This window comes from Mycobacterium innocens, assembly GCF_900566055.1.
In the GTDB taxonomy this organism is placed as follows: Bacteria; Actinomycetota; Actinomycetes; order Mycobacteriales; family Mycobacteriaceae; genus Mycobacterium; species Mycobacterium innocens.
This window is the reverse complement of the sequence record NZ_UPHQ01000176.1, coordinates 1-15,291: the sequence shown is the minus strand read 5'-3', so window position 1 is coordinate 15,291 and position 15,291 is coordinate 1. Positions and strand designations below refer to the sequence as shown.

Below are 15,291 nucleotides of genomic sequence, written 5' to 3'. Positions count from 1 at the left end.
TGGCAACTGAACACGCCGACACTGATACGATAATACATGACTACTTCACCCGCATCGCATGACCGTAAAACACCTGCTCACGAACAACATTGAGAATTCGAAGCCCACTCAATAGGGGGAACTACGGACTAGGGCGCGCAACGTCCCGTAGGCGGTCGCGTCGCCGACCAGAATTCCGCCCAGCAACGTCGATGCATCATCGGAGACAACGAGTTTGGCGTAGGTGCCCTTCACGGCGTCGTTGAGCACGACCTCGAGCGCGCCCTCGGATCTGGCGCGCGCATCGCCGAAGCTGGCCACATCTACGCCGAGCAACTTGAGCTTTGTCGACAAGTCCGCGCCGGGGAACTCGGCGTTCCCGCCGAGCAGCCGGTCGGCGACCACCTCCGCGGTGGCGTTACCGGGCGCGACCAGCCCATAGCAGCGGCCCTCGACCGCCGCCACCTCACCGACCGCATAAATGGCCGAATCGCTTGTCCGCCAGGCGACATCGGTGATCACACCGCCGCGGTCGGCCACGTCGAGACCGCAAGCGCGGGCCAGCTCGTCGCGGAGCCGCACGCCGGCGGAGAACACGAGCACCGCGGCGTCGATGGTATCGCCGTCGGACAGCGTGACCCGCAGCCCGCCGGCATGGTTGTCGATCGCGGTGGTAGACACCCCCGGTATGTACGGTCAGACCCCGTGCGGAGACGAGGTTGGCCAGCACCGCACCGCCGCCTTCATCGACCTGAAGCGGCATCAGCCGCGGCGCGAGCTCCACGATATGAGGGGTCAAACCCAACAGCCGCAATGCATGGCGGCCTCGAGACCCAGCAGCCCACCGCCGACCACGATCCCGACGGCCCCGGGCTCGCTGGCCTCGGCCGCCGCCCGAATCGCGTCGAGGTCATCCAGTGTGCGGTAGACGAAGCAGCGGTCCAGGTCGTTGCCGGGGATCGGCGGGACGAACGGGTACGAACCGGTTGCCAGCACCAGCGCGTCGTAGCCGATCTCCTGCCCTTGCGATGTCGTGACGGTGTGGGCGTCGCGGTCGACGGTGATGACCCGCTCGCCCACCTGTAACCGCACCAAATCGTCACCGGCGTAGTCATTTCCGGTCAGCGCGAGCGTGCCGCGATCCCAGGTGCCGACGTAGCAGGGCAGCGCGACCCGATCGTAGGCCGGTGTCGGTTCCTCGCACAGCACGGTGATGTGCCACCGGCCGTCGAGGTCGCGATCGCGCAGCGCCTCGACGAAACAGTGGCCCACCATGCCGTGGCCGACGACCACTACCCGACTTCGGCTCAGGTCACGCCAGTGCGACCGCCTCTTCGAACGTCGTGGTTTTCGGCGCGGGTGCCCTGCTGGGCGTGCGCACATACGCGAACCAGGTGATCCCCGCGCACAATACGTAAAAGCACAGGAAGATACCGAATGCCATCGTTGCCGACTTCGCCGGTGACAGGTACGACGCCCGCAGCATGACGTTAATGCCGACCCCGCCAAGGGCGCCGATGGCCCCGGCGATCCCGATCAGCGCACCTGACATCCGACGCGACCAGTCGGCCTTCTCGGCCTTGCTAAAACTGTCCATGTTTTGCGCCTTGGCATCGAAGATCGACGGAATCATCTTGTACACCGACCCGTTGCCGATTCCCGACAGAATGAACAGCGCGACGAACCCGACCACGTAGGCGGCCAAAATACCGCCCGACGGGGCGCGATGCGCGGCATCACCCATCTCGCCAACAACCGCAAGCCAGCCGGCGGCGGCGATCATCGCGGCAAACGTGTACAGCGTGACCCGACTGCCACCGAGGCGGTCGGACAACCAACCGCCACCCGGCCGCGCGATCGAGCCCAGCAAAGGTCCGATGAAGGCGATCTGCCCGGCGTGCAGCGCCGCCTGGGCGGTCATCGCCGGGGTCACCTTGATGCCATGACTGATGTTGGCCAGGAAGCCTATTTGCAGCACTTGCCCGAACGCGAACGAAAAGCCGATGAACGATCCGAACGTGCCGATGTAGAGCAGTGCGATCAGCCACGAGTCGCGGTATCCCATCACATCGACCATCGAGCGGCTATTGGTGCGCTGGTTGGTCAGATTGTCCATGAACAGCGCCGCGCCGATCGCGGCGATCGACAGCAGCACCAGGTACGCCGCGCACACCCAGTGCGGGGAACGGTTGCCCGCAGTGGCGATCACTAGCAGCCCGATGATCTGGATCGTCGCGACGCCGATGTTGCCGCCGCCGGCGTTCATGCCCAGTGCCCACCCCTTGAGCCGCTGTGGATAGAAGGCGTTGATATTGGTCATCGACGACGCGAAGTTGCCCCCGCCAAACCCGGCGATCGCCGCCACGATCATGAATGTTGTGTAGGACGTGTCGGGATGAGCCATGAAATACAGCGTTAGCACTGTGGGGATCGCCAGCAGCAGCGCGGAGAACATCGTCCAGTTGCGACCGCCGAACCTCGTGACTGCGAACGTATAGGGCAGCCGCAGCACCGCGCCGACCAGCGTCGGCATCGCGACGAGAAAGAATTTTCCGGCGACATCGATGTGATAGACGTCCTGCGGCATGAACAGGACCATCACCGACCAGATCGACCAGACGGAGAATCCGACATGCTCGGCGAAGATGGACCAGATCAGGTTGCGGCGCGCGATCTTGGCTCCGCCGTTGTTCCAGGCGTCGACGTCTTCAGCGTCCCAGTCAGCGATGATGTGTTGGCGCACCAGTAATGGCATGCCATCACTGTAGGAAAGCGTTGTTGCGGCAACGCTTCCCGCGGTGACTTGAGTGCTACAACCTGCTCACCGACCACCCGTTGGGAAGGTGAGGTCGAGATGCGGCCACGGTTCTAGGCCACCTGTCGGCTGTCTGAGTCGAAGTCAGATCCAGCGGCTACGTGCGGGTGGCGCGACAGGCGTTACCCAGGCTTTTGCATAACGGTTGCCGGATGCTTTCTGCGGGTCGCGACTTCGATAGACCAAGTACGGGCGCATCAGGTAGCCGGCCGGCGCGCTGAACATATGTACCAGCCGTGTGTAAGGCCAAATACCGAGCAGCACAAGGACAATCAAGACATGCATCTGAAAGCTCCATGGTGCATGCGCCATCAACTCCACCACCGGGTGTACCGACAACAGGCTGCGGAACCACGGCGACACGGTCTCGCGATAGTTGTAGGCGGCGAACACGTTGGTCAAAGTGTTGAGCATCCCAGTCGCCAGCGCACCCGTCAGCAGCGCGTACATCACTTTGTCGGCACGCGTCGTCGCCTGGCGAACCGCAGAGACCGCGATACGCCGGTACAGCAGGATTCCCAGTCCGGCCAGAACCGCAAACCCGGCGAGTGAGCCCATCGTCACGGCCGTCAGGTGATAAAACCATTCGGGGATCCCTGCCGCTGTTGTCCACGATTCGGGGATCAGCAGGCCGACGACATGGCCGCCGAAGACGCCGAGCAGACCGAAGTGAAACAGCGGACTACCCATCCGCAAAAGCCAGCTCTCGTACATTTGCGAAGATCGGGTGGTCCAGCCGAATTGATCGGTGCGGTAGCGCCAGATATGGCCCAGCACAAAGGACGTGAAGGCGACATACGGTGCGGCCATCCAGAGCAGTGTGGTCATCGGCGGCTTCCGACCGTGAGTGGATCCATTGCGAACGGTTCCAATCCGACGTCCTCGTCCGGAGGCCCCTGCGCGGCCAGCTCGGCAATCCGGCGGCGGTCGGCGCCGCTGATCGCCGGCAGCGTCGCCAGAATGGCGGCCACCACGCCGGCATACGGAGAACCGCTGTCCAGCAGCGATAGTCGCAACAACTCGAGCACCGGGACATGCTCGGAAAGCAACCGCTCGCCCTGAAGCTGGTCGACCGTGGCAGCGAACTCGAGAACCAGCGGCAGGTAATCGGGCAGTTCGTCATCACCCATAGCCATCCCTGCCTGGCGGTAGGCGTGCTTGAACCGCAGCAGTGCCATGCCGCGTTTGCGGGTGTCTCCATACGCGTAGTACGTCAGGTGCAGGCAGGCGCGGCGACGCATGTCGAATGTCTCGACGTAGCGCGCGGCGAGCTGCAGCGGGTCCGCGCAGCTGAATTCTTCCAGAAAGTCCAATATCGGTGCGCGTACAACGGCAGGCAGTTCCGTTGCAGCAGCGGCCAATTGACCAGTCATCGCCAGCGTCTGCGGACTGGGGTAGTCCAGCAGCAGCGCGGCGATGCGCCAGAGCACCCGCGCTTCGCGGACGGACAGCGCGGCACTGCGTACCGGTCGCCGACTCAGCGCCAAAGTCCTCATTTCGAAGGCACCAACCCGTCGGTGCTCTTGCCGTCCCAGTTGAGCAGGTTCGCCCCACCGGACTTGCTGCGGTTGCCGTTGCCGTTGGTGAGATGAAACTTGTCGGCCATCGCGTCGAACGCCGTCATCCCCGGCCCGCCGTCCCCGTCGAGGCTGCATCCGGTGGCCAGCGCGTCCAGGCGGTGCGCGTCCGACCCCGCTCCGTTGGGGATCACGTAGCGGTCGCCGTATTTGGCGATCGCCAGCAGCCGGTACATCGACTCGATCTCTTCGCCGGTCAGCCGCACCGATTCCGGGATCGCGTCGTCGAATTCCTCGCCCAGGTTGGCCGCGCGCATGTACGAGCGCATCGCCGCAAGCCGTTGCAGCGCAAGGCGAACCGGCCCGACATCGCCTGCGGTGAACAGTTCGGCCAGATATTCGACCGGGACTCGAAGGGCGTCGATGGCACCGAATAAATTGTTCTTGTTCTCGCCGTCGTGGCCGGTCTGGGCGAGAATGTCGACAACCGGGGAAAGCGGTGGGATGTACCAGACCATCGGCATGGTGCGGTACTCCGGGTGCAGGGGAAGCGCCAGCTGGTAGTCGACGATGAGTCGGTAGACCGGCGAATTCTGGGCGGCCTGTATCCATTCGCTCGAGATCCCGGCGCGCTCGGCCTCGGCCACCACCCGCGGGTCGTGCGGGTTCAAGAACACGCCCAGTTGCGCCGGATACAGATCCGTCTCGTCTCGCACCGACGCTGCGGCCGCAACAGCATCGGCGTCGTACAGCAGTACCCCGATGTACCGCAGCCGCCCGACGCAGGTCTCCGAGCACACTGTCGGAATGCCCACCTCGACGCGCGGGTAGCAGAACGTGCACTTTTCGGCCTTGCCGGTCTTGTGATTGAAGTAGATCTTCTTGTAGGGGCAGCCCGTGACGCATTGCCGCCAACCACGACACCGGTCCTGATCGACCAGCACGATGCCGTCCTCGCTGCGCTTGTAGATCGCGCCGGACGGGCACGACGCGGCGCATGAGGGGTTGAGGCAGTGTTCGCAGATGCGCGGCAGGTAGAACATGAAGGTCTGCTCGAATTCGAGCTTCACCTTGTCGGACAGCTTGGCCAGCAGTGGATCTCGGCCAATCTGCTCGGGCCCTCCGCCGAGGTCGTCATCCCAGTTGGCGCCCCAGGTCACCTTGGTGTCTTGGCCGGTGAGCAGAGACTTGGGACGGGCCACCGGCGTGGTGTCCATCGCGGGCGCGGACAGCAGGTTCTCGTAGTCGTAGGTCCACGGGTCGTAGTAGTCCGACAACGTAGGCAGATCCGGGTTGGCGAAGATGTTCAGCAACCGCTTGATCCGAGATCCCGACTTGAGCGTCAACTTGCCGCGCTTGTTGAGTGTCCAGCCGCCCTTCCACTTTTCCTGGTCTTGGTACCGGCGCGGATATCCCTGTCCGGGACGGGTTTCCACGTTGTTGAACCAGGCGTATTCCATCCCGCCGCGGTTGGTCCAGGCCTGCTTGCAGGTGACGCTGCAGGTGTGGCAGCCGATGCATTTGTCGAGGTTCATCACCATCGCGAGCTGAGCCATGACTTTCATCGTCAGTACTCCACTTCTTGCGAGCGTCGCCTGATCGTGGTGACCTCGTCGCGCTGGTTTCCGGTGGGGCCGTGGTAGTTCAGCGCGAAGGACTGCTGGGCGTAGCCGCCGATCAGGTGTGACGGCTTGATCATGATCCGGGTCAACGCATTGTGGATGCCGCCGCGCTTGCCGGTCTTCTCGGTGCGGGGCACGTCCATCGCCTTGTCCTGCGCGTGGTACATGAACACCACGCCTTCGGGCATCCGGTGGCTGACGATCGCACGCGCGTTGACCACACCGTTGCGGTTGGTGCATTCGATCCAGTCGTTGTCTTTGACGCCGATCTTCGCCGCGTCCACATCCGACATCCAAATCGCCTGCCCGCCACGGGAAAGCGTGAGCATGTGCAGGTTGTCCTGGTACGCGGAGTGGATCGACCATTTGGAGTGCGGGGTCAGATACCGCACCGTGATGCCGCCGCTGGTGTCGCCGACCGTCGGCTCGTTGAACAGCGCGGTCATATCCAGCGGCGGACGGAAGATCGGCAACTGCTCCCCAAGCTCGCACATCCAGTCGTGATCGAGATAGAAGTGCTGCCGACCCGTCAGGGTATGCCACGGCTTGAGCCGCTCGGTGTTGATCGTGAACGGTGAGTACCGACGACCCCCGGTCTCCGAACCGGACCACTCCGGCGAGGTGTTCACCGGCACCGGCCGAGACTGCGTGTCGGCGAACGTGATTCGTCGGCCCTCGTTCTCCTTGGCGAGGTCTGCCAGCTCGGTGCCGGTGCGGCGTTGCAGCGCCTCGAACCCCTCGACAGCGAGGCGCCCATTCGTCGTGCCGGACAGCGCCAGAATCGCCTCGGCGGCGTGGGTGTCCTTGGCCAAAGACGGCCGCCCGACGGCCATGCCACTGACCACTGCGCCGTTGACACCGCGCAGGTACTCGACCTCCGCGTCGGGATGCGTCGTCACGCCCTTGGTCGTCAGGCCGACGGTTTCCACCATCGGCCCCAGCGCCGCCATCTTCTCAGCGACCGCCGGGTAGTCCCGCTCGACGACAACGAGCCGTGGCATCGTCTTGCCGGGAATCGGTTCGCACTCACCGGCTTTCCAGTCCAGCACCCGCCCGCCGGGCTGCGCGGTGGCGTCGGCGCTGTCATGCTGCAGCGGCACCGCGACGATGTCGTTACGCTTCCCGAGGTGCTTCTCGGCGAGCCAGGAGAACCCCCGCGCGATCCGATGGAACGCCTCGAAGTCGGTCTTGGTCTCCCATGGTGGTGAGATCGCCGGCGAGAACGCGTGGACGAACGGGTGCATGTCGGTGCTGGACAGATCGTGCTTCTCATACCAGGTGGCGGCGGGCAGCACGACGTCGGAAAACAGTGTGGTGCTGGTGCTGCGGAAATCCAACGACAACAGCAGGTCCAGCTTGCCGACCGGCGCCTCGTCACGCCAGCGGACCTCCTGCGGATGGACCGCGTCCGCATCGCGCGCGGCGACATTGGAATCGGTGCCCAGCAGGTGCTTGAGGAAGTACTCGTTGCCCTTTGCCGACGAGCCGAGCAGGTTCGACCGCCACACGGTCAGGCAGCGCGGGAAATTCTCCGGCGCGTCCGGATCCTCGCAAGCGAACCGCAGATGGCCCGATTTCAGACCATCCACGACGTGGGCCGACGCGTCCTTGCCCAACCGCGTCGCCTCATCGGCCAGATCGAGCGGATTGCGGTTGAACGTCGGATAACTCGGCATCCATCCCAGCCGGCTCGCCAGCGCGATGTTGTCGGCCGCCGTTCGGCCCGCAAACCGGCCTTCGGCCAGCGGGGAAGCCATCACCTCCGACGTGAACCCGTCGTAGCGCCACTGGTCGGTCGACAGGTACCAGAACACTGTGCCCTGCATCTGCCGCGGCGGCCGCTGCCAATCCAACCCGAACGCCAGTGTCGACCAGCCCGTTACCGGTCGGCACTTCTCCTGTCCGACGTAGTGTGCCCAGCCGCCGCCGTTGACACCTTGACAGCCGGTGAGCATCACCAGCGTGAGAAACGACCGGTAGATCTGGTCGGAATGAAACCAATGGTTGGTTCCCGCGCCCATGAGAATCATCGACCTGCCGCGCGAACGTTCGGCGTTGTCGGCGAATTCACGCGCGATCCGTTCCACCGCCGTGGCGGGTACGCCGGTGATCGGCTCCTGCCAGGCTGGGGTGTACGGCGCAGTGGCGTCGTCGTAGCCCGCCGGCCAGTCACCGGGCAGGCCCTCCCGGTGCACGCCGTACTGCGCGAGTAACAGATCGAATACCGTCGTGACACGTTGTCCGGCAACGATCTTCGTGGGCACACCTCGCGTCAGCACCTCCGGGCGGTCGCTGTCGAAGCGGGGCAGCTTGACGGCGGCCACCTCGTCGTGGGCGCCGTATAGCGTGAGCAACGGGTCCACGCCTTGCAGGTCGAGGTTCCACTTACCCTCGCCGGATGCCGTGAACCGGTATCCCAGCGAACCGTTCGGCACCACCGGATTAGCGTGCGCGTCGAGCAGCACCGTCTTGGACGAGGCGCCTTCGCCGGTGTCGCCGAGATCGCCGGCGGTGAGGAACTTTCCGGGCAGCCAGGCACCGTCGCGCTCGGTCAGCGTCACCAGAAACGGCAGATCGGTGTACTTCTTCACATAGTCGGAGAAGTAGCGGGTCGTCCGGTCGACGAAGAATTCCCTGAGGATCACGTGTCCCATCGACATCGCCAGCGCGGCGTCGGTTCCCGGGCGCGCCGGGAGCCATTCGTCGGCGAACTTCGTGTTGTCCGCGTAGTCGGGCGAGACCACGATCACCTTTTGGCCGCGATAGCGCGCCTCGGTCATGTAATGCGCATCGGGTGTGCGGGTGACCGGAACGTTGGAGCCCCACATGATCAGGTAACCGGCGTCGAACCAGTCGGCCGATTCGGGGACGTCGGTCTGGTCGCCGAACACCTGCGGCGAAGCCACCGGAAGGTCGGCGTACCAGTCGTAAAACGACAGCATCGACCCGCCGATCAACGAAATGAACCGCGCCCCAACGGCATGGCTGACCATCGACATGGCCGGTATCGGCGAGAAGCCGGCCACTCGGTCCGGACCGTACCGTTTGATCGTGTGCACGTGGGCGGCCGCCGCGATCTCGGCGGCTTCCCACCACTCGGCCCGGACAAGCCCGCCCTTGCCACGTGCTGCCTTGTAGCGGGCCGACTTAACCGGATCATCGACGATGTCGGCCCAGGCCAGCACGGGGTCGTTCAGTCGCTCCTTTGCCTCGCGGTAGTACTCCAGCAGGACACCGCGCACATACGGATAGCGCACGCGCGCAGGCGAATACGTATACCAGGAGAACGAGGCTCCGCGGGGGCAGCCTCGCGGTTCGTACTCCGGTTTGTCGGCGCCGACCGATGGGTAGTCGGTCTGCTGGGACTCCCAGGTGATGACGCCGTCCTTGACGTAGATCTTCCATGAACACGAACCGGTGCAGTTGACGCCGTGTGTCGAGCGGACGACCTTGTCGTGGGCCCACCGGTCTCGGTAGAAGTCGTCCGCCGACCGGCCACCGACCTTGTGTAGCGCGCGGTGATCCGGGGAGATCTCGCCGCGATGAAAATATTTGCTGAATCCGAGCAAGGCGTCAGCGGCGGTCTGTCGACTCGCGTTCAGATCGACCACTTTGCCTCCCCTCGGACACCGACTATCGCGCAGTCATTGACCGAGGATAAGGCAGGTTTTTGGGTTGTCAAGAATACGCACCGATACCCGCGGGCGACCGTGCGATTGCGTTAACACCCCGGTCATAATGCGATGCACAAGGCTTGCGGCAATGTTGCCGTCGGCCATCGAAAAGCGCTGCTGGACGACATGATCGATGGACCACGACGCCAACCAACCCGCGACAGCGTCACAGGAGCGAATTCAGCATTTTTCTTACCCTTAACATCGATCTTGCCGCGTCCCACGATGAGCCAGGGGTCGGTGGGCGGGAAGCGCAGTCCTGCGCGAGGAATCCCTGTAGATGTGGCGAGTCGTTGGAGGATCTGGTCGGCGGTTTTGGTCCGTACGAATGGTTTTGGGTCCTCGCTTCATGTGCGATCTAGCTGCGGATGTCTTTTTCCAGCGCGGTCACGCTGGTGCGGTATCGCGGCGGATGCGCTTGTCGGTCAGAAACGCAAACCGGCGTTCGACTGGTTGAGCCGGCAAGAGTAGCTCGGGGTGAAGTGCATGTGAAACCGCGGACGGCGGGGCCAGCCAGCTGGTGATGGTGGGTGGCGTAGTTGTCGCAGATCCAGCTCGGCGGCGATGTTGTTGTCGAGCTTGGTGATAAATGCCTCGGATTCGGGGGCGCGGTGGCGGCGGTGGATCGATTCGTCACCGTGCCGCTGTCCACATTGAATACGGCAAACAGGATGGTTACGCCGTGACACACATAGGGGTGGGTGCATCGCTTGGGCATGCCCGGCATCGTGGCAATACCGGCGCGGTGCGGTTGAGCGCCTGGATCTGGGATTTTGATCGACGCTGAGCGCCAGCACCTTCTCCGGCGGCTCCAGATGCAACCCGACGATGTCTTGTACCGTGGTCATGGTCGTGGCCCGAGTCGGCCACCACCAGCGGTGAAACTGGCTCCCCGATGCGGTCCCTTGCCTCGGCCATCACGTCGGCGACCGTCAGCCGAGCCTGCTCAGCGCTCTTCGCCGCCTTGCGCTCTGCCTCGCGAGCAGCACGCAGGCCCCATGCGGTTACGGTGACGGTCGCCTCGCGCAGCGGCAACTTCACCACCACCCAGCGGAGCGCCTCATAGGCAGCCGCGCCTACTGCACCGGTCACCACTGTGGGCACCGCCTTCGCCCAAAGTCCCTGCCAAGCCATCTCGAACACTTCCTTCCTTATCGGCGAACCATCACGGGTTGCGGACAGCCACACTCCTGCCACCAAGTGCACTGGCAATCCCCTCGAACCGTAGAGACTTTGTTTGGGTGGGACGTGGTTGTGAGCGCCGGGCGTTTGGGCGGGCAGGGGCTTTGCTCCTGCCCCGTGCCGCTGCGCGGTGAGGGGCCGGAGAGGCTCCGGGGTCAAGGGCGGGCCGTAGGCCCGTCGCGCAGCGACGCATAGCGCCCTTGAGACATCCCAGGAGCTTGAGATGTCAAGCCGTTGGAATACGAGACGGCCGCGGAGGACTTGTCGATCCCCCCGCCGGCCAAAGCCTGCACCGGTCCTCGGCGCCGTCAAGCAAACTACGCTTGACCGCGCCTGCGGGCCGGAGCACGCCCCAAGATGGGCGGGAGCCGACCAGGAAAATGGATCACGAGGAACCCATGAGCTTGTTTGTCAAGCGGCACTCTGTTGATCTTGGTTGTGACTGAGCCATGCCGTCGATTCGTCGTAGACGGCGCCGGTCTTCAGGCAGCCGTGCAGGATGCCGACGAGCCGGTTGGCGAGCTGGCGCAGTGCGGCGTTGTGGCTGAGGCCGCGGGCGCGTTGTTTGTCGTAGTAGGCACGTGCGCCGGGTGAGGCGCGCAGCGCGGACTGGGCTTGGAGCATGAGTGCGTCGACGAGCCGGTCGTTGTGCACGAACCTGGCGTGCACGCTCTTGCGCTTGCCGGACCTGCGGGTGATCGGGCTGGTGCCGGCGTAGTTCTTGCGCGCCTTGGCGTCGGCGTAACGGCCTGGGGCGTCGCCGAATTCGCCGAGCACCCGGGCACCGAGCACCGGTCCCATGCCGGGCTGGGACAAGATGATCTCAGCGTCCGGGTGCCGGCCAAAATGCTGCTCCACCTGCTCTTCGAGCGCCGTGATCTGTTCGTTGAGGGTGGCCAGTACGGCCGCGATCGAGCGGGTGGTGGCCGCGTAGGCGCCGGTGATGACCGGGTCGCGGCCGAGCTGCTGGCTGCGCAGTACGGCCTGGATGCGGGTGGTCTTGGTGTCGAGGTCGCGGCGGCGGGCGTGTTTAAGCGCGGCTCGGATCTGGCTGCGGTTCAGCTTTGCGGCCGAGGCCGGGTCGGGCGCCTTGCTCAGCAGCTGAAGCGTGTCGGCGGCGTCTAGGTCCTCGAAGGCCTCCAGCGCGGCCGGGAAGTACTCGCGCAGCGCGTGCCGCAGACGCAGCACATGGCGGGTGCGTTCCCAGATCAGCGTCTTATGCACGCGGGCAACCACTTTGATCGCCTGCACCTGGGAGCTGTCGGCCGCGATGGGCCGCAGCTGATGCGCGTCGGTGCGGACCATGTCGGCCAGGATGTGCGCGTCGGCGGGGTCGCTCTTGGCGCCGGACACGGCATGCCGTTCCCGATATCGAGCCGCCTGCAGCGGGTTCACCGCGTACACGGTGTAGCCGGCGGCGAGCAGGGCGGCCACCCACGGGCCGCGGTCGGTTTCCGTCCCGACCAGCACCTCGGCCTCCTCGGCGTCGTCGCCGAGCTGCTCGCCGATCATCGCGTGCAGCCGGGCGATCCCGGCCACGCCCTCCGGCAACCGCGCCCTGGCCAGCATGCGCCCGGCTTGGTCCATCAGTTCGACGTCGTGATGCTCTTCCGCCCAATCGTCTCCCACGAACAGCAAACCCAATCCTCCTGTCGCTCACAACAACCCAACTTGGTTCGGCAACGTGCGCGGGAGAACTGTCGGCGGCCTAATGATCGAGTGCTCACACCATGCACGGTGGGCACGACATCCCATCAGCGATCCCTTCTCCCGGCGAACCGGCGGGAGGCGACGATCTCAAGGCAGGACTCGAGGTCCTGGCAGGAGTAAGTGCTCATCCCACCGGCCGCTACCGGTAGCGAGTCTGCCCGATGACCGACCCGCTAGTTCTCATTAGGCCGGAGGGGCGGCCCCGTAGCCTCGCCCGGGGCTCATCGGGAAGGACAGCGGCGGCGAAGCCGCCTTCATTTTCGGTCATGCCGCCCTCGGATCGCCGCTGTCGCCTGCGCTGCGCTGCTGGGCGCAGGCTCGTTCATAGTCGATGGGACTGAGCATGCCGTCGGTGGAATGCCTCCGGTTACTGTTGTAGTCCTCAATCCAGGCAGCGACGGCGTGGCGCGCTTGTTCACATGTTTGGAAGTGGTTGTTACGCAACAGTTCCCATTCCAGTGTCGAGTTGAACGACTCCGCGACCGCGTTATCGAGGGCCGACCCGGTGCGGCCCATCGACTGGGTCACACCGGCGGCCCGACAGGCCTGGGTGAACAGCTCACCGGTGTACTCACCGCCTTGGTCGGTGTGGAAAATTACCCCGGTCACCGACCCGCCGCGCACCGCAATCGCCATGCACAATGCCGCCCGGGCCAGCGCCGCGTCATGGTGGACGTCCATAGCGAAGCCTGGTACGCGCCGTGAATGCAGGTCTCGGTGAGATCTCCGACCCACGCCACGTTCGGTTGCGGTGGTGGGGTGAAGTCGCGGCCCAGCAGATCAGGGGCCTTACGTTTGGACTTGTCTGGTTTGGTGGTGCCGCGCCGGCGCCGGGCCACCAGGCCCTGCTCGGCCATCAGCTTCGCGACGGTGTTCACCGACACCCGCCAGCCCATTTCCCGCAGGTTCATCACGATCCGGGGCGACCCCCAGGTGCCCTTGTGTTTAGCGAACAGCCAGGCGATCGTCGCCGCCAAGGCTTTACGGCACGATCGTCCAACGACGGAGATGTTGGAAGAGAACCGGCGGATTAGCGAAGCAGAACGCCGAGCTGCGTCGCAAACACGTTCTGAGATGTCCTCAGCGCAGCCGAGCCTTCAGGGCGCAGTTATTTGATTGGTGATATCAATCCAGCGACCGTCGCCCTTGTGGTTGGTGGTGTTGCGGCATTCGCCATCAAGGATGATTTCGCCGTAGGTGTGGTCGGACGGGAAGAAGTTGATATTTGCGGTCACGCCGTTCCTGTTCAGGGTTGTGCCGTGATAGTGCTGTCCCGGTGGAGCGCTCTCGTTCCAGCCGTGGTAGTGCATTGAGTCGCGGATATGCTGAAAGTACGCGTCCGGATCGCCGTGAATGAGGAAGCTCATCGTGACTGTCCCCTGGTAGGGCGGGTCGCCTTGGTCGTTACACGAGGCGAACGAAAATGCCCCGGAGACGCCCTGCAGGTCGGCCACGGCGACGAGTTGCTTGGCCGGCTCGATTAGCTGGGCCTTGGTCTGATCGTCGGTCATGGGGTGGGCTGAATCATCAAAGGGGTTAGACGAGCCCGGGGAGTGCGGTTTGGGAAACACCAGCGAACACCCTCCTAACAGCATGACGACGACCACGGCCGAGGCAAGCCGCGCTTGCCGTAACCAAACGCGTTGCCGCTCAGTGGTGGTGTTGTTCGTCGAAAACGTGATCATCGGTAACAGATCCTGGCGGGCGGCCCCACTCTGGGTCAATGACGGCGGGCGTGCCGGGTATACCGACACCGACCGGACCCACGCCCGGAATGTCGACCTTGCCCACCTGATAGCGATGTTGGGCCGTCATGCCGTCAGATTCCAGCGCGTTGCCGTGACCGGATGCGATGTCGGCCATGCTGTGCAAGGCCTCGCTCCCACGATGGTAATAGTACGAATGGTCATGCGGATTAATGCCGTCAGATCCGGGCACCTCGGCGCGAAATCGCACCGATCCGAATCCGTCGGCGGCCGGGTCAGCACCCAGGCCAGGTGTTAAACCGAGCACCTGACCGCCAATGTTGTCTCGGTTCACATAGTGGCTAAGGCCATTCAGCTCCCCCAGCATGCCAACGGGATCCGTCGAGGCGTCACCCACGTACACGTGCCCACCGTCAAGATGAAAACTCGCGGCGTTGGGGGCGAGATCGGTACCCGGGCAGCCGATCAGCACCGCATCGTCCGCGTGCATCTGGCCCAACGCAAACGCGTCGGCTACCGTCGTCGAACCATATGAGTGGCCTAGCACGGTGACGTGCTGACCGGCGCCGAGGTGCGTGGCCCACAAACCATTGACATCCTGCGCCAAGGCCTGACCGCCGGTTCGCGCCAGCTCCGGGGTGGAAATTCGCTGAACATCGTTGAAGTCATTGGGAGCGTCGTAGCCCATCCACGCGATCACCGCGGTGGGGTTCTTTGGGTCGGCGGCGTTGGCCTGTTCGAACAGGTTCAGCGCGTCGTTGTGGCCGTCGTGCAGCCAACCACCCCTCACGCTGCTACTGGTGCCCGGCACAATCACCGCGGTGTTCTTCGCCAGGTCCGGGTTACCGATGGCGATCGCCGCGCGACCCTTGTTGACCGGCATTCACGATGAGGATGATGGCGGCGTTGATCGTGAGGATGTGCGGGTGTGAAACGACCCCGCCGGTGGATGTCCGGCAGGGTCGGTGGTGTTCGGGGTGTCGGTGTGGTGTTCAGTCCGCCGTGACTTCGGCAACAGCGGTGCGGGTGGAGGATTCGTCGACGATGGCCTTGTCGGCGGCGAACGCGGCGACGAGGGCTTGTAGC

The 15,291-nt window shown here is 64.4% G+C and carries 11 protein-coding genes and 4 pseudogenes; 1 reads left to right on the top strand and 14 read right to left on the bottom strand.

Going from position 1 to position 15,291, the window contains the following annotated elements; all coding sequences use genetic code 11:
* Window positions 1-108: 108 nt before the first annotated feature.
* From EET03_RS31700 to EET03_RS17450, 7 genes and pseudogenes are all read right to left on the bottom strand, one after another.
* Window positions 109-384 (bottom strand): hypothetical protein, encoded by a 276-nt coding sequence (locus tag EET03_RS31700; RefSeq protein WP_425271534.1) that lies wholly within the window; start codon window positions 382-384, stop codon window positions 109-111.
* 66 nt (window positions 385-450) lie between these two features.
* Window positions 451-1,272: pseudogene (locus tag EET03_RS31695) on the bottom strand (FAD-dependent oxidoreductase); the annotation flags it as partial.
* A gap of 19 nt (window positions 1,273-1,291) precedes the next feature.
* Window positions 1,292-2,734 carry a nitrate/nitrite transporter gene (locus EET03_RS17470; RefSeq protein WP_075541546.1) on the bottom strand — a complete coding sequence of 481 codons (1,443 nt, stop codon included), beginning with the start codon at window positions 2,732-2,734 and terminating at the stop codon, window positions 1,292-1,294.
* Window positions 2,735-2,878: 144 nt separating this feature from the next.
* The gene (narI, locus tag EET03_RS17465; protein ID WP_063469747.1) at window positions 2,879-3,622 is read right to left on the bottom strand and encodes a respiratory nitrate reductase subunit gamma; all 744 of its coding nucleotides are present in this window, start codon (window positions 3,620-3,622) and stop codon (window positions 2,879-2,881) included.
* On the bottom strand, window positions 3,619-4,290 hold the full coding sequence (gene narJ, locus EET03_RS17460) for a nitrate reductase molybdenum cofactor assembly chaperone (RefSeq protein ID WP_075541547.1): 672 nt from the start codon (window positions 4,288-4,290) through the stop codon (window positions 3,619-3,621). The genes narI and narJ overlap by 4 nt, the downstream gene beginning before the upstream one ends.
* Window positions 4,287-5,867: a nitrate reductase subunit beta gene (gene narH, locus EET03_RS17455; protein WP_099194485.1), complete on the bottom strand. Its 1,581-nt coding sequence runs from the start codon at window positions 5,865-5,867 to the stop codon at window positions 4,287-4,289. Before narH ends, narJ begins: the two co-directional genes overlap by 4 nt.
* Before the next feature lie 11 nt (window positions 5,868-5,878).
* Complete coding sequence (locus EET03_RS17450) at window positions 5,879-9,544, bottom strand: nitrate reductase subunit alpha (protein WP_099194484.1); 3,666 nt, start codon at window positions 9,542-9,544, stop codon at window positions 5,879-5,881.
* Window positions 9,545-10,146: 602 nt separating this feature from the next.
* Here EET03_RS17450 and EET03_RS30325 point away from each other — a divergent pair.
* Window positions 10,147-10,293 carry a hypothetical protein gene (locus EET03_RS30325; RefSeq protein WP_167470657.1) on the top strand — a complete coding sequence of 49 codons (147 nt, stop codon included), beginning with the start codon at window positions 10,147-10,149 and terminating at the stop codon, window positions 10,291-10,293.
* A 154-nt stretch (window positions 10,294-10,447) separates the two neighbouring features.
* Here the strand turns inward: EET03_RS30325 and EET03_RS31690 are convergent.
* The 7 genes and pseudogenes from EET03_RS31690 to EET03_RS17415 all read right to left on the bottom strand — a co-directional run.
* Window positions 10,448-10,741 (bottom strand): annotated as a pseudogene (locus EET03_RS31690) (DUF1490 family protein); the annotation flags it as partial.
* Between the two features lie 459 nt (window positions 10,742-11,200).
* The gene (locus EET03_RS17440; RefSeq protein ID WP_075542776.1) at window positions 11,201-12,427 is read right to left on the bottom strand and encodes an IS110 family RNA-guided transposase; all 1,227 of its coding nucleotides are present in this window, start codon (window positions 12,425-12,427) and stop codon (window positions 11,201-11,203) included.
* A 336-nt stretch (window positions 12,428-12,763) separates the two neighbouring features.
* The gene (locus tag EET03_RS17435; protein ID WP_122508800.1) at window positions 12,764-13,180 is read right to left on the bottom strand and encodes an integrase core domain-containing protein; all 417 of its coding nucleotides are present in this window, start codon (window positions 13,178-13,180) and stop codon (window positions 12,764-12,766) included.
* Window positions 13,105-13,476 carry an IS3 family transposase gene (locus tag EET03_RS17430; RefSeq protein ID WP_167470656.1) on the bottom strand — a complete coding sequence of 124 codons (372 nt, stop codon included), beginning with the start codon at window positions 13,474-13,476 and terminating at the stop codon, window positions 13,105-13,107. The genes EET03_RS17435 and EET03_RS17430 overlap by 76 nt, the downstream gene beginning before the upstream one ends.
* A gap of 120 nt (window positions 13,477-13,596) precedes the next feature.
* Window positions 13,597-14,184, bottom strand: coding sequence for a hypothetical protein (locus EET03_RS17425; RefSeq protein ID WP_082274632.1), 588 nt, complete (start codon window positions 14,182-14,184; stop codon window positions 13,597-13,599).
* Window positions 14,150-15,076 (bottom strand): annotated as a pseudogene (locus EET03_RS17420) (alpha/beta hydrolase); the annotation flags it as partial. The gene EET03_RS17425 and the pseudogene EET03_RS17420, both read right to left, overlap by 35 nt.
* A gap of 121 nt (window positions 15,077-15,197) precedes the next feature.
* Window positions 15,198-15,291, bottom strand: a pseudogene (locus tag EET03_RS17415) (ExeA family protein); the annotation flags it as partial.